We start from the raw sequence: 16,278 nt of genomic DNA on the forward strand, positions 1-16,278 counted from the left end.
CTTCTGAGATTACCCACACAGGCAGGAGGAAGTATGAATAACGTAATTAGCTGGTTTGAAATCCCCGTGGCACAAATGGAGCGCGCCATTGCTTTTTATGAGCCAGTGATGCAGGTTTCTTTGCGTCGTGAGAATATGGACAGCGCGGAGCTGGCCGTATTTCCACATCAGGATCCCGCTCCCGGCGGGGCGCTGGCTAAATTTGACGGTATTACGCCTTCAGCGCAGGGCGCTATTATTTATCTGCATACGGATGATTTGGCTGCAACGCTTAAACGCGTCGCCACCGCTGGCGGTCAGTGCGTGTTTGGTCCGCTCGAACTGGGGCAGGATATTGGCACTATTGCGCTGTTTACTGACAGCGAAGGCAATCGTGTTGGTTTACATCAACCCGCGTAATATTTTCAGGACTGAGGATTAAAATGACCAGACGCGCCGACCGCTTGTTTCAGATTGTACAAATCCTGCGTGGCAGGCGAGTGACAACGGCGGCGCTGCTGGCAGAACGTCTTGAGGTTTCTGAACGAACGATTTATCGCGATATCCGCGATCTCTCTTTATCCGGCGTGCCCATTGAAGGAGAAGTGGGCAGTGGATACCGCTTAATGGCGGGGTTTGATCTGCCGCCGTTGATGTTAACGCATCGCGAATCAGAAGCGTTAATGGTAGCGATTCGTTGCTGAAAACATGGGGCGGGGATTCACTCTCACAGGCGCTGGAATCCGCGCAGGAAAAAGTGCTGGCGATATTGCCGCCAGAGTGTCGGCGCAGAGCCGAGCAAACGCGGGTTTTCGCGCCAGATTTTGGCAATCAGCCGCATTCACGCAGTGCTTTTGATCTCATACATCGCGCGGTTTCGGCGCAGCAGGTGCTGGCGCTGCATTATCGCGACGAGTCCGGGAATCTCTCCTGGCGCGACGTTCAGCCGCTGGGGTTATTTTTCTGGGGTGAACACTGGTTGCTGGTTGCCTGGTGCGAGAAACGTGACGATTATCGCTGCTTTCGCGTTGATCGGTGTCTGAAGATCACGCCGCTCGACAGGCATTTTCGTGAATCTGCAGATCGCTCGCTAAGTGATTTTTTACGTAAAGTACGCTGTGAAGACCAGCCATAAAAAAGCCAGCGGTTAAGCTGGCTTGTCTGCGATCAATTGGCAGGATTAGAAGTTGTAACCTACGACCAGGTAACCACCCCAACCGGTAGATTTCGCGCTGAAGTCGCCTTCGCCCCAGTTCAGAGTATCTCCACCTTTCCACTGGCCGCCGTTATGGAAATAACGCGCTACTACGGAGTAGTGCCAGTGATCGTAGTTCAGCGCCAGGACGTGGCTGGAAGCGATAGAGTTGCTGGTGCGGTTCGGATCATCACCCAAATCGGAGCCCCAGTCGAAGTTGGTGAAGCCGATGTAGGTCAGTTGGCCGCCCCAAACTTGGGTGATCGGCACAAAGTATTTCACTTTGAAACGGTAGCCATCCCACTCGTTTTCGTTGGATGCGCCATAGTTCTGCCACTGGTATTTAGCATACACGTTCAGGGACAGACCCATCGGCAGACCGGTATCGATATCGGTACCCAGACCCATATACCAGGTGCTCTGGCGGCTGGCTTTGTTATCACCCATATCGTAGATGTAGTTGTTGGCGAAATACCACTCTTTGAACGGACCAAAGCTCAGGTCAGCACCGGTCAGTTTATCGATGGAGAAACGCGGTTCGATTTCCATAAACAGCGGGGAACCGTCAGACCAGATGCCTTTATCGTTGCCGTTACCCCAGTCGAAGGTTTTCGGAATATCGATGTAGCCATAGAAGTCAAACCAGTCTTTTTTGGCAAACGCTTCGTATTCCAGATACACGTCATTGTTCAGTTTCGGAGAGAAACGGGTGTGGTAGCTTCCCACCACGTTGACGCTCTGGTGCCACCAGTCGGACAGATATTGCGGTTTGTCATTTTCTGCAGCGTTGGCAGTAAAAGACGAGGAGAGCGCCAGCACTGCACCGGCTGCAAGTAATGTTTTTTTCATATGTATGCCACTGTTTGAAATCCCTTTCGGGAGTGAAAAAGGCGCAAATTGCGTTTCTAAATATTTCGTGTTTCTTCGGAGCCTATTATAAAAATCATTGTTCACAAAAATATGTGTTGTTTCACAGTTCTATCATTTACGTAATCGATTGCGTTCACGTTTGCTCACTTTAGGCGGCGAATTGTACTGGCTCCCATGAATGTTGCCAAGTTTTACCAGAAATATCGGTTATGTCAGGTGAGTAACAAAACGGACCGGAGTGATGTTGCGGAACGCACAAAACGTCCCGCAAAAAAGTTTATTGATTAACAGGCTGGATGTCGTGGATACGAACAAATCCTAACTGGTCCGGAGAGAGGCCATTTATCTGCAGCGGAATGTCTACGTCGCTGGGAGCAAGGATACTTGCCGGGGCCGTTACCAATTGGTTCTGAACGTTCGTTTCCTGATAGTTATCCGTGGTGCCCTGAATTTGTCCATACTCGACGGCGGCGCTAAAGGCGGGTAAAGGCGTAGTGGATTCACCCTGAATACGTAATGTGAGCCGCGTGCCGTCGGCGTTCGGCGCAATATTGACAAATGACATCCGTAACATGCCAATCTGGCTGTCCAGTCGGGCTGGTGTATTGGAACCCGGCAGCAGATAGGCTCCGCTGGTTGATTTGGCATTCAACATATTTTGTTGTGTAATTTTTACCGTTTCCTGATTTAGCTGTGTCATCTCTTTATTCAACGTACTAACGCTTTGATGCATCTGGCGTACTTCGCTTTGCTGTGCGCATGCGCTAAGACTAAAGAGACTTCCCACCAGGAGAATTCTTAGGTAACGTCTTGTCATTGTGATTACTTCCTTCATTGTCGCGATAGCATAATGGTAGTGCGCACCGAGCACGAAGGCATCGATCCTTTGTCTCAAAAGCGCTGCGCCTTTGTTGTCACGCCAGTTCAGGGTAAAATAGATTTCTGTTAACCACTGAGGACAGGACGCCGTATGCATTGCCCATTCTGTTTCGCCGTAGACACTAAGGTAATTGACTCTCGTCTTGTAGGCGAGGGCTCCTCAGTACGCCGCCGTCGGCAGTGTCTGGTCTGTAACGAACGTTTCACCACTTTTGAAGTGGCTGAACTTGTCATGCCACGCGTTGTGAAAAGCAACGATGTGCGTGAACCCTTTAATGAAGATAAGCTGCGCAGCGGCATGCTCAGAGCGCTTGAGAAACGTCCGGTCAGCTCAGATGACGTCGAAATGGCGTTGAACCATATCAAATCACAACTGCGTGCGACTGGCGAGCGTGAGGTGCCGAGCAAGATGATCGGCAACCTGGTGATGGAGCAGTTGAAAAAACTCGATAAAGTCGCCTACATCCGCTTTGCCTCGGTTTACCGGAGTTTCGAAGATATCAAAGAATTTGGCGAAGAGATTGCTCGCCTACAGGACTAAGCCATGCAGGATGAATTGTACATGGCGCGCGCGCTGAAGCTTGCTGCGCGCGGACGTTTTACCACTCACCCCAATCCCAACGTGGGCTGCGTGATTGTCAAAGATGGGGAGATCGTCGGTGAAGGGTATCATCACCGCGCGGGTGAACCGCATGCCGAAGTCCACGCTCTGCGCATGGCTGGAGAAAAAGCGCAAGGGGCGACTGCCTATGTAACGCTTGAACCCTGCAGCCATCATGGTCGTACCCCCCCGTGCTGCGATGCGCTGATTGCCGCAGGCGTGTCACGTGTGGTTGCAGCGATGCAGGATCCCAATCCGCAGGTAGCAGGTCGTGGTCTCTACCGTTTGCAGCAGGCGGGCATTGACGTCAGTCACGGGCTGATGATGAGCGAGGTTGAGCAGCTTAATAAAGGCTTTCTCAAGCGTATGCGTACGGGATTCCCCTACGTGCAGCTTAAACTTGGTGCGTCGCTTGATGGGCGTACGGCGATGGCCAGTGGTGAAAGCCAGTGGATAACCTCGCCGCAGGCGCGTCGCGATGTGCAACGATTACGGGCGCAAAGCCACGCCATCTTAACCAGCAGCGCTACGGTGTTGGCTGACGACCCTCAGCTTACCGTGCGTTGGTCGGAACTTGGGGAGTCAACCCAGGCGAGTTACCCGCAGGAAAATCTGCGCCAGCCTATCCGCATTGTTGTTGATAGCCAGAATCAGGTCACGCCGGAACACCGTATTGTGCAACAGCCTGGAGAAACCTGGATTGCCCGGACAAAAGATGATCCTCGTAGTTGGCCGGAGACGGTGCGCAGCCTGAAGGTGCCGGAACATAACGGGCATCTGGATCTGGTGGTGCTGATGATGCAACTGGGCAAGCAGCAAATTAACAGCATTTGGGTTGAAGCAGGTCCAACGCTTGCGGGCGCGTTATTACAGGCCGGTCTGGTCGATGAGCTAATCGTGTATGTAGCGCCTAAACTGTTAGGCAGCGATGCACGAGGATTATGTGTGCTTCCAGGCCTTGAGAAACTGGCTGACGCCCCCCATTTCAAATTCAACGAAATACGCCATGTAGGTCCGGACCTTTGCCTGCATTTAGTGGGCGCATGATCTCCCGGTTCGAAAGGGAAGCAGCGCACAGATTATTATGATAAAATCCGCCCCCCTGCGGGGTCTAGTGAATCCGAAGGAAGAATATGAACATTATTGAAGCTAACGTTGCTACCCCGGACGCTCGCGTCGCCATCACCATTGCGCGTTTCAACAACTTTATCAATGACAGCCTGCTGGAAGGTGCGATCGACGCCCTGAAACGTATTGGTCAGGTTAAAGATGAAAACATTACCGTCGTTTGGGTTCCGGGCGCGTATGAGCTGCCGCTGGCAGCCTCGGTACTTGCAAAATCCGGTAAATACGACGCGGTGATTGCGTTAGGTACGGTGATTCGTGGTGGTACCGCGCACTTCGAATATGTGGCTGGCGGTGCAAGCAATGGCCTGGCGCATGTCGCTCAGGACAGTGGCATTCCGGTAGCCTTCGGTGTTCTGACCACCGAAAGTATTGAACAAGCCATCGAACGTGCTGGCACTAAAGCTGGCAACAAAGGCGCAGAAGCTGCACTGACTGCACTTGAAATGATTAATGTATTGAAAGCCATCAAGGCCTGATTTTTGTAAGGGGAAATCCGTGAAACCTGCTGCTCGTCGCCGCGCCCGTGAGTGTGCCGTCCAGGCGCTCTACTCCTGGCAGTTGTCCCAGAACGACATCGCTGATGTTGAATACCAGTTCCTGGCGGAACAGGACGTGAAAGATGTCGACGTTCTGTATTTCCGTGAACTGCTGTCCGGGGTGGCGACTAACAGCGCGTACCTGGATGGATTAATGAAGCCTTATCTGTCTCGTCTGTTGGAAGAGCTGGGTCAGGTAGAAAAAGCCGTGCTGCGTATTGCGCTGTTTGAACTGTCTAAACGTAGTGATGTGCCGTACAAAGTGGCCATCAACGAAGCGATTGAACTGGCGAAAACCTTCGGCGCTGAAGACAGCCATAAATTCGTGAACGGCGTACTGGATAAAGCAGCACCTGTGATTCGCCCCAACAAAAAGTAATCCCGAGGCCGGCTGGATGGTGGAACTTGTTTCCGCTGCCCCCGGCTTTTTCTTTTTTTTCTGCTGAGGCATAACGTATGGCATGCGGCGAATTTTCCCTGATTGCCCGTTATTTTGACCGCGTAAGAACGTCTCGTCTTGATGTCGAAACCGGTATTGGTGACGATTGCGCACTTCTGAACATCCCTGAAAAACAGACGCTGGCGATCAGCACCGATACGCTGGTGGCAGGCAACCACTTCCTCCCCGACATTGATCCCACCGATCTCGCCTGGAAAGCGCTGGCGGTGAATTTGAGCGATCTGGCGGCGATGGGAGCCGATCCTGCGTGGCTGACGCTGGCGCTCACACTGCCTGACGTCGATGAAGCCTGGCTTGAAGCCTTCAGCGATAGCCTGTTTGAACTCCTCAATTACTATGATATGCAGCTGATAGGTGGTGACACCACGCGTGGGCCATTGTCGATGACGCTGGGTATCCACGGCTACGTCCCTGTTGGACGGGCCTTAAAACGCTCCGGTGCGAAACCGGGGGACTGGATTTATGTGACCGGTACGCCGGGCGACAGCGCGGCCGGGCTGGCGATTTTGCAGGATCGCTTGCAGGTGGCAGATGCAAAAGACGCAGATTATCTGCTTAAACGTCATCTGCGTCCAACACCGCGTATTTTGCAGGGACAAGCCCTGCGCGATCTGGCCAGTGCGGCTATCGATATTTCCGACGGCCTGATTTCCGATCTGGGGCATATCGTCAATGCCTGCGGCTGTGGGGCGCGGGTTAACGTCGATGCGTTGCCATACTCTACGGCATTTGCCCAACACGTTGAGCCGGAACAAGCCCTGCGCTGGGCGCTTTCGGGGGGTGAAGATTATGAGTTATGCTTTACCGTACCGGAAATTAACCGTGGCGCACTGGACGTGGCGCTGGGGAATCTCGGCGCATCGTTTACCTGCATTGGGCAGATGAGCGCGGACGTGGAAGGCATTCACTTTACGCGCGACGGAAAACCCGTCACGTTCGACTGGAAAGGATATGACCATTTTGCCGCGCCTTAAAAAAGATGTCGCCAAAAGTCGCCTGAGTATGCGCAATCCGTGGCACCTGTTGGCCACCGGTTTTGGCAGCGGGCTGAGCCCAATTGTTCCAGGCACGATGGGATCGCTGGCGGCGATCCCTTTTTGGTATTTAATGACGTTTCTGCCGTGGCAGCTGTATTCACTTGTGGTCATGTTGTCTATCTGTATCGGCGTTTATCTGTGCCATCAAACGGCGAAAGATATGGGCGTGCACGATCACGGTAGCATTGTCTGGGACGAGTTTGTCGGGATGTGGATAACCCTGATGGCGCTGCCGACCCACGACTGGCAGTGGGTCGCCGCGGGATTTGTGATTTTCCGTATTCTGGATATGTGGAAGCCGTGGCCGATCCGTTGGTTCGATCGCAACGTGCATGGCGGTACGGGGATCATGATTGATGATATTGTGGCCGGAATACTCTCTGCCGGAATTTTGTATTTTATCGGCCATCACTGGCCGGTAGGTATCATTTAAATAGGTTTGCCGGATGGCAGCGTAAACGCCTTATCTGGCCTGGAAACACGATGGCGGTTTCGTCGGCCCGATAAGCGCAGCGCCATCGGGCAATGCCAGATTATTTAAATCCGACCACCGGATGCTGTTTGTACGGCGTTTCCAGCTCGGCAATCTGCTCTGGCTTCAGCGTCAAATCCACCGCATTAAGTAACTCATCCAACTGTTCCTCGCGTGAAGTGCCGATAATCGGCGCTGCCACCCCCGGTTTGCTCAGCAGCCAGGCCAGCGCAACCTGCGCACGCGTTACGCCTAATTCCTCACTGACACCGGTCAGCCGCGCGGCAATTTGCGCGTCGTTTTCATCGCTCTCAGAGTATAAATTTTTACCGACTTCATCAGAAACCAGACGTGCGGTCGTTTCTCCCCAGGGGCGCGTCAGGCGACCACGCGCCAGCGGACTCCAAGGGATCACCGCGACGCCTTCCTGATAGCAAAGCGGCAGCATTTCGCGTTCTTCCTCACGGTAGATCAGGTTGTAGTGATCCTGCATGCTAACGAACTGCGCCCAGCCGTGTTGTTTCTGTAAGGCCAGCGCCTGAGCAAACTGAGACGCGTGCATGGATGAGGCGCCAATATAGCGAGCTTTACCGGCTTTCACTACGTCGTTAAGGGCTTCCAGCGTTTCTTCGATAGGCGTATTGTAATCCCAGCGGTGAATTTGCAGGATGTCCACATAGTCCATACCCAGGCGTCTGAGGCTATCGTCGATTGAGCGCAAGATTTGTGCGCGGGATAATCCTTCCGCTAAATCATCAACCTGGTGAAAAACCTTGGTGGCGACCACAACATCTTCGCGGCGGGCGAAATCACGCAGCGCGCGGCCGACAATCTCTTCGCTGCTGCCAGCGGAGTAGCTGTTGGCGGTATCAAAAAAGTTAATGCCGCCTTCAAGAGCGTGTTTGATTATCGGGCGGCTGCTTTCTTCAGGTAGCGTCCAGGCGTGATTGCCGCGATTGGGCTCGCCAAACGTCATGCAACCTAGGCAAAGGCGGGAGACCCGTAGGTCGGTTTTTCCTAAGGTGTTGTATTTCATTAATCCACTCCTGCTTAGCTCGTGATGAGTTAAGCATAGCAGGAGCGGGGAGGGGATTATGCCAGCCAGGCCTTGATTTTGGCCTCAATTCCGGCGGCATTAAGTCCCAGTTCGGCGCGAGCCTCGTCCTGAGTCCCCTGCGGGATGAAGAAGTCAGGCAGGCCAATGTTCAGCACCGGAACAGGCTTGCGATGGGCCATCAGCACTTCGTTTACGCCGCTACCAGCGCCGCCCATAATGGCATTCTCTTCGAGGGTGACCAGCACCTCGTGTTGGGCTGCCATTTCGAGGATCAACGTTTCATCCAACGGTTTCACAAAGCGCATATCAACCAGCGTGGCGTTCAGTGACTCTGCGACCTGAGCGGCTTCCGGCATTAGGGTGCCGAAGTTGAGGATCGCTACTTTCGCACCGTGACGCTTCACGATGCCTTTGCCGATTGGCAGATGTTCCAGCGGCGCCAGCTCAACGCCCACCGCGTTACCGCGCGGATAACGTACGACCGTTGGACCGTCGTTGTAGTGATAGCCGGTGAACAGCATCTGGCGACATTCGTTCTCATCGCTTGGGGTCATAATGACCATTTCCGGGATACAGCGCAGGAAAGAGAGGTCGAACGCCCCTTGGTGGGTTTGTCCATCTGCGCCAACGATACCTGCCCGGTCGACGGCGAACAGGACCGGCAGTTTCTGGATGGCGACATCATGCAGTACCTGATCGTAAGCGCGTTGCAGGAAGGTGGAGTAAATAGCCACGACCGGCTTATAACCGCCAATCGCCAGACCGGCCGCAAACGTCACCGCGTGCTGCTCGGCAATCGCCACATCAAAGTAGCGGTCCGGGAACTTACGTGAGAACTCCACCATACCGGAGCCTTCGCGCATCGCCGGGGTGATCGCCATCAGCTTATTGTCTTTCGCCGCGGTCTCACACAGCCAGTCACCGAAGATTTTTGAATAGCTCGGCAGGCCGCCGCTGCTTTTCGGCAGACATCCGCTGGATGGATCGAATTTGGGTACCGCGTGGAACGTAATCGGATCTTTTTCCGCTGGCTCGTAGCCACGACCTTTTTTGGTCATGATGTGCAGGAACTGTGGACCTTTGAGATCGCGCATGTTCTTAAGCGTGGTGATAAGCCCCAGCACGTCGTGACCGTCCACCGGACCAATATAGTTAAAGCCCAGTTCTTCAAACAGCGTACCCGGCACAACCATGCCTTTGATGTGCTCTTCGGTACGTTTGAGCAGTTCTTTAATCGGTGGTACACCGGAGAACACTTTCTTCCCGCCTTCGCGCAGCGAGGAGTAGAGTTTGCCTGAGAGCAGTTGCGCCAGGTGATTGTTCAGCGCGCCGACGTTCTCTGAAATCGACATTTCGTTGTCGTTGAGGATAACCAGCATGTCGGGCTTAATATCACCCGCGTGGTTCATCGCTTCAAATGCCATGCCTGCGGTGATTGCACCGTCCCCAATCACACAAACGGTACGGCGTTCCTTGCCTTCTTTCTCGGCGGCAACCGCAATACCGATACCTGCGCTGATGGAGGTTGAGGAGTGCCCAACGCTCAGTACGTCATATTCGCTCTCACCGCGCCATGGGAATGGATGCAAACCGCCTTTCTGCCGAATGGTGCCGATTTTATCGCGGCGGCCGGTCAGAATTTTGTGCGGGTAAGCCTGATGTCCCACATCCCAGATTAACTGGTCAAACGGGGTGTTGTAGACGTAGTGCAGCGCTACGGTGAGTTCCACCGTGCCCAGACCAGAGGCGAAGTGCCCGCTGGAACGGCTTACGCTGTCGAGCAAATAGCGGCGCAGTTCGTCGCAAAGCTTTGGCAGGCTCTCTTTTGGCAGCAGGCGTAACTCCTGAGTGGAGTCGACCAGCGCCAGGGTCGGGTATTTGGCTATATCAAAACTCATCGCAAGCTCATGGGATATGTTGGTTTATTTATCACGCTGGATTATGTAGTCCGCTAGCGCTTCCAGTGCCGAGGTATCGAGTGACTGTGCGGCCAGCAAACTTAGCGACTGGCGGGCATCCTCAATTAAATCCCGGGCTTTATTCTGGGCTTGCTCAAGACCCAGAAGTGCAGGATAGGTACTTTTGCCAAGCTGCTGGTCAGCACCCTGACGTTTACCCAATGTTGCAGTATCGCCTACCACATCCAGGATGTCATCCTGAACCTGGAAGGCCAGACCGATGCTTTCTGCGTACTTGTCGAGTATTGCCAGGCATTCTCGCCCTTTATCGCCTGCGCTTAACGCACCCAGACGCACGGCGGCGCGAATCAATGCCCCGGTTTTATGGCGGTGAATACGCTCCAGCGCATCCAATTCTACCTGATGGCCTTCAGCGTCCAGATCCAACGCCTGACCGCCGCACATACCGGCGATACCGCTGGCCTGGGCCAGTTCAGAGATCATCGCGATGCGGTCACGATCAGAAACTTCCGGCATCGGGGCGTCGCTGATAATGGAGAACGCCAGCGTCTGTAGCGCATCTCCGGCCAGGATCGCATTCGCCTCGCCAAATTTTACGTGGCAGGTCGGCAGACCGCGGCGCAGGTCATCGTCGTCCATCGCGGGTAAGTCATCGTGCATCAGCGAATAGGCATGGATACACTCGACGGCGGCAGCGGGAGCATCAAGCGTACTCAGGCTGACGCCAAACATCTGACCGGTCGCATACACCAGAAACGGGCGCAGACGTTTACCGCCTAATAATGCGCCATATTGCATGGTTTCGACCACGGGAGTGTTCTGAAAGGGCAATGGCGCGATAAAACGGCTCAGTGCCTGGTTGGCCTGCTCAACGCAAGCCTGTAGCTGCTGCGTAAAATCCATTTACTCATTATCCGGTGTGAAAGGCGTAAGGGCGGCGTCTTCAGTATCTGACAGCAGGATTTGTACGCGCTGTTCAGCCTGCTGCAACTTGACCTGTCCCTGACGTGCTAACTGTACGCCACGTTCAAATTCGTTCAGCGCTTCTTCCAGCGGCAGGTCGCCGCTTTCCAGACGGGTAACAATCTGTTCCAGGTCGCTCAGCGCTGTTTCAAAACTGGCTGGCGCTTCATTTTTCTTCGGCATAATGAATGTCTGACTCTCTGTATTGGCAGCACAAGGCTATGGTAACGGACTCGCACTGATAAGCAAATAACGCACAATGGTAAGGCGATGTGCACAGGATGACCATGATGGTGGTATACTTGCGCGCCTGGATGCAGCCGCAGGGTATGGGCTGCTGTATTTTTTTCCATTACAAGTCATTCAGACTTGCCAAAGAACCATTGCCGCCATGAAGTTTATCATTAAATTGTTCCCAGAAATCACCATCAAAAGCCAATCTGTGCGTTTGCGCTTTATAAAAATTCTGACAGGGAACATTCGTAACGTTTTAAAGCACTATGATGAAGACCTTGCCGTTGTCCGCCACTGGGATCACGTTGAGGTTCGCGCTAAAGATGAAAGCCAGCGCCTGGATATTCGCGACGCGCTGACCCGTATTCCGGGGATCCACCATATTCTCGAAGTTGAAGACGTGCCGTTTACCGATATGCACGATATTTTCGAGAAAGCGCTGGTGCAGTATCGCGATCAACTGGAAGGCAAAACCTTCTGCGTACGCGTTAAGCGTCGCGGTAAGCATGAGTTTAGCTCTATTGAGGTGGAACGCTATGTTGGCGGTGGACTGAACCAGCATATTGAATCCGCGCGCGTGAAGCTGACGAAGCCGGACGTGACGGTTAATCTTGAAATCGAAAACGACCGTCTGCTGCTGGTTAAAGGCCGCTATGAAGGTATTGGCGGTTTCCCGATCGGGACGCAGGAAGATGTACTGTCGCTGATTTCCGGTGGTTTCGACTCCGGCGTGTCCAGCTATATGCTGATGCGTCGCGGCTGCCGCGTGCACTACTGCTTCTTTAATCTCGGCGGCGCAGCGCATGAAATCGGCGTTCGTCAGGTGGCGCATTATCTGTGGAACCGCTTTGGTAGCTCGCATCGCGTGCGTTTTGTCGCGATCAACTTTGAGCCGGTGGTTGGCGAGATCCTGGAGAAAGTCGACGACGGTCAGATGGGCGTGGTCCTTAAACGTATGATGGTTCGTGCAGCGTCGAAAGTCGCTGAGCGCTACGGCGTACAGGCGCTGGTAACCGGTGAAGCGCTGGGCCAGGTGTCCAGCCAGACGCTGACCAACCTGCGCCTGATCGATAACGTTTCTGACACCCTGATCCTGCGCCCGCTTATCTCCCATGATAAGGAGCACATCATTAATCTGGCGCGTGAAATTGGTACTGAGGACTTTGCCCGTACCATGCCGGAATACTGCGGTGTGATTTCAAAAAGCCCGACGGTGAAAGCGATTAAAGCGAAGATTGAGGCCGAAGAAGAAAACTTCGATTTCTCTATCCTCGATAAAGTGGTTGAAGAAGCGAACAATATCGATATTCGTGATATCGCCCAGCAGACGCAGCAGACCGTGGTGGAAGTGGAAACCGTGAGCGGCTTCGGCCCGAACGATGTGATTCTGGATATCCGCTCTGTGGATGAACAGGATGACAAACCGCTGAAGGTTGACGGTGTGGACGTCGTTTCTCTGCCGTTCTACAAACTGAGCACCAAATTCGGCGATCTGGACCAGAGTAAAACCTGGCTGCTGTGGTGTGAACGCGGGGTGATGAGCCGTCTGCAGGCGCTGTATCTGCGCGAGCAGGGCTTTGAAAACGTGAAGGTATATCGCCCGTAGTGACTTTTGCCTGAGGGTGCTGCGCTTATCAGGCCTGCAATCGGTATGTTTTGTAGGCCTGATAAATTGTTTATGCTGCCATCCGGCAATATAACAATATTATTCAAAACGGATGGGGAGCTTTTTCCCGTTCGACACCCAGACACCCTGATAGACGCCGTCTTTTAACTCCAGCGTTATCTTCTCTTCCGATTGTTCAGCGGCAGAGGTCTTCAGTACATAATGTTGATTGTCGGCTGTGTCGCATTTACCGTTTAATTCAATCGGTGCGCCAAATTTCTGGTAAAAGTAAGCCCCTTCAAAAAAATCACCGTATTTGCAGTCGACCTTCAACACAATACGCATGCTTTTTCCCAACGTGCCGTACATCACCTTGCCGTCAATGCCGGGCGCTGGCGAAACCGGTGTTGTTCTCTTTGCGGTAGTCAGATACTGGCCGTAAGGCGTGAGCTGATTATGCAGTTCAACGGTCGGGATTTTCGTGGTGAAATCGCCCAGTTCGTCACCCGCGCGATTGGCGTGGTTGCTACAACGTCCATTCAGGAAAGCCAGATGGTCTTTTTGCAGGGAGAATTTGTCGATGTAGTACAGACCGTCGGTGTAGGTTGCACACGATGCGTAGAATTCGGCAAAGCCAGAATCTCCACCGTCTTCTTTTATTTGCTCTGGCTTTTGTGATTTCTGTGCGACAACAAAGGCATCAATTTGGCTGCGGATATCTTTTCTGATGCGGGTGTTCAACTCGTTCATCGTGGAGCGGGAAAAGAGGTCGTTAAGGGTAATTGTCGCGCCGTTGGCTAAATCGAAGCTGATCGGTACATTGTACGACTCGCAATACGCCCCGCAGCCTTCGACAAACATGTTGAGGGTCAACACTTTGGCGTCGCGATACTCAACCGTGTAGTCAAGGTTTGCGGTGGGATTCATCTCTGATTTCGCAAACTGATTCACGGTCGCTTGTGGATTATTTCCCGGTAGCTGATTGATAAAGCTTGTGAAAATATAATCGTTAATGCGTTTTGCAACCAGTGGGTTATCCGTTGAGGTAAACCACGGCACGCGATATTGCATCTCAGTGCTTGCGGGATAGCGATACTCAAGGCTCTCAATTTCAAGTTGAGTCGCACTGGCGTAGCCGGAAAGGAGCAGTAAAGCCGCTCCGCTCAGATATCCTTTCATCATAATTCCTTGAATGCGAGTGGCCTGAAGATTACTCGTAGTAGTTATAAATTCCCGCAGCCATCACCAGTTGTGATGCCACTTCGTAAGCTTTTTCGCGACTCACCAGGAGATCAATGATTTTTAAACCGAAATCGATTGAGGTTCCCGGTCCCTGGCTGGTTAACAGATTGACGCGCGGATCCCATACGACGCGCTTATCCTGCCACTGGTCAGTGGGAATATTGTCTTTCAGCGCCGGAAAACCAGTCATGTTACCAATGGGAAAAATATCGTGTGGGACGAGGACTGTGGCGGCAGCGGCGCAAATTGCCGCGACAATGCGCCCGGAGCGATGAAACTGTTTCACGGTTTCGACAAGCAGAGGGCTGTCGCGAAAACACTCGGCGCCTTTAATACCGCCGGGCAGCACGATAATGTCGAAATCCCCGTCAGCAACTTCCACTAATGGTGCATCCGCCAGTAGTTTTACGCCGCGTGAGCACACGATCGTCAGGCCGCCATCGCTGGCGACGCTGGCGGTCGTGACCTTAATTCCGCCGCGAACCAGCAGATCGATAGTGGTGACCGCTTCGGTCTCTTCACTACCAGGGGCGAGACATACCAGTGCTTGAGCGCTCATACTCACTTTCCTTTCTCTTAACCATTTCAAACAGGCGGGCATTTTCCGGGACGGCGATGCCGTGCGCGCGGGCGCGTTTTAGCAAATAACCGGTAATGTAGTCGATCTCAGTATGGCGCAGGGCATGTATGTCTTGCAGCATTGATGAGATATTTTCCGCCGTACTGTCAATCACTTGCTCAACATAATAGCGTAAATCATCTGCTGATGTGTGGTGGCCTTCGCGTTCAATGACCGCCGCCACCTCCTCGCAGATGAGTGCTATTTTTTCAGGATGATGGCGTAACTCTCCATTCGAGCAATCCCATAATGCGGTCAGCGGGTTAATGACGCAGTTGACGGCCAGCTTGCGCCACAACTCAGCGCGAATATTGTTGTGCCAGGCGACGTCCGGCAGCACCTCTTGCAGGACTTCAGCCAGATAACTGAAATCACCATCTTGTTCACGCGCCGGACCAATCCTTGTTGTTCCCTGAGCGACATGAATGATGACGTTGCCGTCACGGCGTGCCGCGTGGGTTGTGGTGCCCATCAATAGAGGTTGCTTAATGTTATGCAACTCTTCAATCGTCCCCATACCGTTGTGAATCAGCAGAATGGGAGTGGTGTCAGGCAGAATGGCGGCCAGGCCTTTGACCGCATCAGAAACCTGCCAGGCTTTCAGAGTGACAAGCAGCAGGTCGCTTTTCGCCAAAAAATCGGGGTCGTTTGCCGTCAGGGATTCATTGAATACTGACCCATCCGTGTCGATCAGGTTAACGCTGCAATAGGGTTGCGGTACGCGTAGCCACCCCTGAACCTCATGTCCATGTTTGCACAGCGTGGTTAGCCAAAGCTGTCCTAACGCTCCACATCCCAGTACGGTAATTTTCATTCTTCCTCCTCACCTGCAACATCACCAGGCGTTAATCCATATCGGCCGTACCCCATTATTGTTCGCAGGTATCAGTACCACGTACAATTAAAGGATACAGCCTAGTATAGCGCTGTCTGTTGTGTAACTTTGCAGGTATTATGCTTCGCATCAAAAATGAAGGGAGAGGAAAAGATGCCATCTTTCGATATTGTTTCTGAAGTTGATCTTCAGGAAGCCCGTAACGCGGTAGATAACGCCAGCCGCGAAGTGGAGTCACGCTTTGATTTTCGTGGCGTTGAAGCGACTTTTGAGCTGAACGAGTCGAATAAGACGATTAAGGTGCTAAGCGAGTCTGATTTCCAGGTCAATCAGTTGCTGGATATTTTACGTGCCAAGCTGCTGAAACGTGGTATTGAAGGCACTTCGTTGGACGTACCAGAAACCTTCGTGCACAGCGGTAAAACCTGGTTTGTTGAAGCTAAGCTGAAACAGGGTATTGAAAGCGCGGTGCAAAAGAAAATCGTTAAGCTGATCAAAGACAGCAAACTGAAGGTGCAGGCGCAGATTCAGGGCGAAGAAATCCGCGTGACCGGCAAGGCGCGTGACGATCTGCAATCCGTTATGGCGCTGGTTCGCGGCGGCGATCTCGGCCAGCCGTTCCAGTTTAAGAACTTCCGCGATTAAG

Annotated in this window: 18 protein-coding genes and 1 pseudogene; 10 read left to right on the forward strand and 9 right to left on the reverse strand. The window is 53.0% G+C overall.

Going from position 1 to position 16,278, the window contains the following annotated elements; translation table 11 throughout:
- The first annotated feature begins 33 nt into the window (after positions 1-33).
- Positions 34-399 carry a VOC family protein gene (locus B9P82_RS15860; protein WP_016152028.1) on the forward strand — a complete coding sequence of 122 codons (366 nt, stop codon included), beginning with the start codon at positions 34-36 and terminating at the stop codon, positions 397-399.
- Positions 400-422: 23 nt separating this feature from the next.
- A pseudogene (locus B9P82_RS15865) lies at positions 423-1,114 on the forward strand (helix-turn-helix transcriptional regulator).
- Between the two features lie 45 nt (positions 1,115-1,159).
- Here the strand turns inward: B9P82_RS15865 and B9P82_RS15870 are convergent.
- Together B9P82_RS15870 and B9P82_RS15875 are read right to left on the reverse strand one after the other, a co-directional pair.
- Positions 1,160-2,023, reverse strand: a complete 864-nt coding sequence (locus B9P82_RS15870) for a nucleoside-specific channel-forming protein Tsx (RefSeq protein ID WP_003021561.1) — start codon at positions 2,021-2,023, stop codon at positions 1,160-1,162.
- A 298-nt stretch (positions 2,024-2,321) separates the two neighbouring features.
- Positions 2,322-2,861, reverse strand: a complete 540-nt coding sequence (locus tag B9P82_RS15875; RefSeq protein ID WP_101700615.1) for a SadB/YajI family lipoprotein — start codon at positions 2,859-2,861, stop codon at positions 2,322-2,324.
- A gap of 153 nt (positions 2,862-3,014) precedes the next feature.
- Between B9P82_RS15875 and nrdR the strand changes: the two genes are divergently transcribed.
- The 6 genes from nrdR (at position 3,015) to pgpA (ending at position 7,118) form a co-directional block, all read left to right on the forward strand.
- Complete coding sequence (gene nrdR / locus B9P82_RS15880; RefSeq protein WP_016152032.1) at positions 3,015-3,464, forward strand: transcriptional regulator NrdR; 450 nt, start codon at positions 3,015-3,017, stop codon at positions 3,462-3,464.
- A gap of 3 nt (positions 3,465-3,467) precedes the next feature.
- Positions 3,468-4,571, forward strand: coding sequence for a bifunctional diaminohydroxyphosphoribosylaminopyrimidine deaminase/5-amino-6-(5-phosphoribosylamino)uracil reductase RibD (gene ribD, locus B9P82_RS15885; protein WP_016152033.1), 1,104 nt, complete (start codon positions 3,468-3,470; stop codon positions 4,569-4,571).
- 86 nt (positions 4,572-4,657) lie between these two features.
- Positions 4,658-5,128 carry a 6,7-dimethyl-8-ribityllumazine synthase gene (ribE, locus tag B9P82_RS15890; protein ID WP_016152034.1) on the forward strand — a complete coding sequence of 157 codons (471 nt, stop codon included), beginning with the start codon at positions 4,658-4,660 and terminating at the stop codon, positions 5,126-5,128.
- Between the two features lie 19 nt (positions 5,129-5,147).
- Positions 5,148-5,567, forward strand: a complete 420-nt coding sequence (gene nusB, locus B9P82_RS15895) for a transcription antitermination factor NusB (protein WP_000801129.1) — start codon at positions 5,148-5,150, stop codon at positions 5,565-5,567.
- A 77-nt stretch (positions 5,568-5,644) separates the two neighbouring features.
- Positions 5,645-6,622 (forward strand): thiamine-phosphate kinase, encoded by a 978-nt coding sequence (thiL, locus tag B9P82_RS15900; RefSeq protein ID WP_075846808.1) that lies wholly within the window; start codon positions 5,645-5,647, stop codon positions 6,620-6,622.
- Positions 6,600-7,118 (forward strand): phosphatidylglycerophosphatase A, encoded by a 519-nt coding sequence (gene pgpA, locus B9P82_RS15905; protein ID WP_016152036.1) that lies wholly within the window; start codon positions 6,600-6,602, stop codon positions 7,116-7,118. Before thiL ends, pgpA begins: the two co-directional genes overlap by 23 nt.
- 100 nt (positions 7,119-7,218) lie before the next feature.
- On the opposite strand, the gene yajO is transcribed toward pgpA, so the two are convergent.
- Genes yajO through xseB form a run of 4 tightly spaced genes read right to left on the reverse strand, consistent with a single transcriptional unit; the run spans position 7,219 to position 11,279 of the window.
- Positions 7,219-8,193, reverse strand: coding sequence for a 1-deoxyxylulose-5-phosphate synthase YajO (gene yajO, locus B9P82_RS15910; RefSeq protein ID WP_047357693.1), 975 nt, complete (start codon positions 8,191-8,193; stop codon positions 7,219-7,221).
- A gap of 56 nt (positions 8,194-8,249) precedes the next feature.
- Positions 8,250-10,112, reverse strand: a complete 1,863-nt coding sequence (gene dxs / locus B9P82_RS15915; RefSeq protein ID WP_019076160.1) for a 1-deoxy-D-xylulose-5-phosphate synthase — start codon at positions 10,110-10,112, stop codon at positions 8,250-8,252.
- A gap of 24 nt (positions 10,113-10,136) precedes the next feature.
- A complete protein-coding gene (gene ispA / locus B9P82_RS15920) occupies positions 10,137-11,036 on the reverse strand; it encodes a (2E,6E)-farnesyl diphosphate synthase (protein WP_016152039.1) in 900 nt (299 codons plus the stop codon).
- The gene (gene xseB / locus B9P82_RS15925; RefSeq protein ID WP_016152040.1) at positions 11,037-11,279 is read right to left on the reverse strand and encodes an exodeoxyribonuclease VII small subunit; all 243 of its coding nucleotides are present in this window, start codon (positions 11,277-11,279) and stop codon (positions 11,037-11,039) included.
- A 208-nt stretch (positions 11,280-11,487) separates the two neighbouring features.
- On the opposite strand from xseB, the gene thiI reads away from it, so the two are divergent.
- Positions 11,488-12,936: a tRNA uracil 4-sulfurtransferase ThiI gene (gene thiI, locus B9P82_RS15930; RefSeq protein WP_005125147.1), complete on the forward strand. Its 1,449-nt coding sequence runs from the start codon at positions 11,488-11,490 to the stop codon at positions 12,934-12,936.
- Between the two features lie 99 nt (positions 12,937-13,035).
- On the opposite strand, the gene B9P82_RS15935 is transcribed toward thiI, so the two are convergent.
- Genes B9P82_RS15935 through panE form a run of 3 tightly spaced genes read right to left on the reverse strand, consistent with a single transcriptional unit; the run spans position 13,036 to position 15,611 of the window.
- Entirely contained in the window at positions 13,036-14,115 is a 1,080-nt protein-coding gene (locus B9P82_RS15935; protein ID WP_101700616.1) for a hypothetical protein, read from the reverse strand.
- Between the two features lie 31 nt (positions 14,116-14,146).
- Positions 14,147-14,737 (reverse strand): protein deglycase YajL, encoded by a 591-nt coding sequence (gene yajL, locus B9P82_RS15940; RefSeq protein WP_016152043.1) that lies wholly within the window; start codon positions 14,735-14,737, stop codon positions 14,147-14,149.
- Complete coding sequence (gene panE / locus B9P82_RS15945) at positions 14,700-15,611, reverse strand: 2-dehydropantoate 2-reductase (protein WP_016155860.1); 912 nt, start codon at positions 15,609-15,611, stop codon at positions 14,700-14,702. Before panE ends, yajL begins: the two co-directional genes overlap by 38 nt.
- A 174-nt stretch (positions 15,612-15,785) precedes the next feature.
- Between panE and B9P82_RS15950 the strand changes: the two genes are divergently transcribed.
- Complete coding sequence (locus B9P82_RS15950; RefSeq protein WP_003831002.1) at positions 15,786-16,277, forward strand: YajQ family cyclic di-GMP-binding protein; 492 nt, start codon at positions 15,786-15,788, stop codon at positions 16,275-16,277.
- The last annotated feature ends 1 nt before the right edge of the window (position 16,278 follow it).

Origin of the sequence: Citrobacter sp. L55 (genome assembly GCF_002850715.1) — a bacterium.
Lineage (GTDB): Bacteria > Pseudomonadota > Gammaproteobacteria > Enterobacterales > Enterobacteriaceae > Citrobacter > Citrobacter braakii.

Bases quoted from the DNA above. Each gene is read 5' to 3' on its own strand.
- pgpA (WP_016152036.1), top strand. From the start codon at position 6,600: ATGACCATTTTGCCGCGCCTTAAAAAAGATGTCGCCAAAAGTCGCCTG.
- panE (WP_016155860.1), bottom strand. From the start codon at position 15,611: ATGAAAATTACCGTACTGGGATGTGGAGCGTTAGGACAGCTTTGGCTA.
- yajO (WP_047357693.1), bottom strand. From the start codon at position 8,193: ATGAAATACAACACCTTAGGAAAAACCGACCTACGGGTCTCCCGCCTT.
- thiI (WP_005125147.1), top strand. From the start codon at position 11,488: ATGAAGTTTATCATTAAATTGTTCCCAGAAATCACCATCAAAAGCCAA.
- yajL (WP_016152043.1), bottom strand. From the start codon at position 14,737: ATGAGCGCTCAAGCACTGGTATGTCTCGCCCCTGGTAGTGAAGAGACC.
- thiL (WP_075846808.1), top strand. From the start codon at position 5,645: ATGGCATGCGGCGAATTTTCCCTGATTGCCCGTTATTTTGACCGCGTA.
- dxs (WP_019076160.1), bottom strand. From the start codon at position 10,112: ATGAGTTTTGATATAGCCAAATACCCGACCCTGGCGCTGGTCGACTCC.
- xseB (WP_016152040.1), bottom strand. From the start codon at position 11,279: ATGCCGAAGAAAAATGAAGCGCCAGCCAGTTTTGAAACAGCGCTGAGC.
- nrdR (WP_016152032.1), top strand. From the start codon at position 3,015: ATGCATTGCCCATTCTGTTTCGCCGTAGACACTAAGGTAATTGACTCT.
- ribE (WP_016152034.1), top strand. From the start codon at position 4,658: ATGAACATTATTGAAGCTAACGTTGCTACCCCGGACGCTCGCGTCGCC.
- ispA (WP_016152039.1), bottom strand. From the start codon at position 11,036: ATGGATTTTACGCAGCAGCTACAGGCTTGCGTTGAGCAGGCCAACCAG.
- B9P82_RS15935 (WP_101700616.1), bottom strand. From the start codon at position 14,115: ATGAAAGGATATCTGAGCGGAGCGGCTTTACTGCTCCTTTCCGGCTAC.
- B9P82_RS15950 (WP_003831002.1), top strand. From the start codon at position 15,786: ATGCCATCTTTCGATATTGTTTCTGAAGTTGATCTTCAGGAAGCCCGT.
- ribD (WP_016152033.1), top strand. From the start codon at position 3,468: ATGCAGGATGAATTGTACATGGCGCGCGCGCTGAAGCTTGCTGCGCGC.
- B9P82_RS15860 (WP_016152028.1), top strand. From the start codon at position 34: ATGAATAACGTAATTAGCTGGTTTGAAATCCCCGTGGCACAAATGGAG.
- B9P82_RS15870 (WP_003021561.1), bottom strand. From the start codon at position 2,023: ATGAAAAAAACATTACTTGCAGCCGGTGCAGTGCTGGCGCTCTCCTCG.
- B9P82_RS15875 (WP_101700615.1), bottom strand. From the start codon at position 2,861: ATGACAAGACGTTACCTAAGAATTCTCCTGGTGGGAAGTCTCTTTAGT.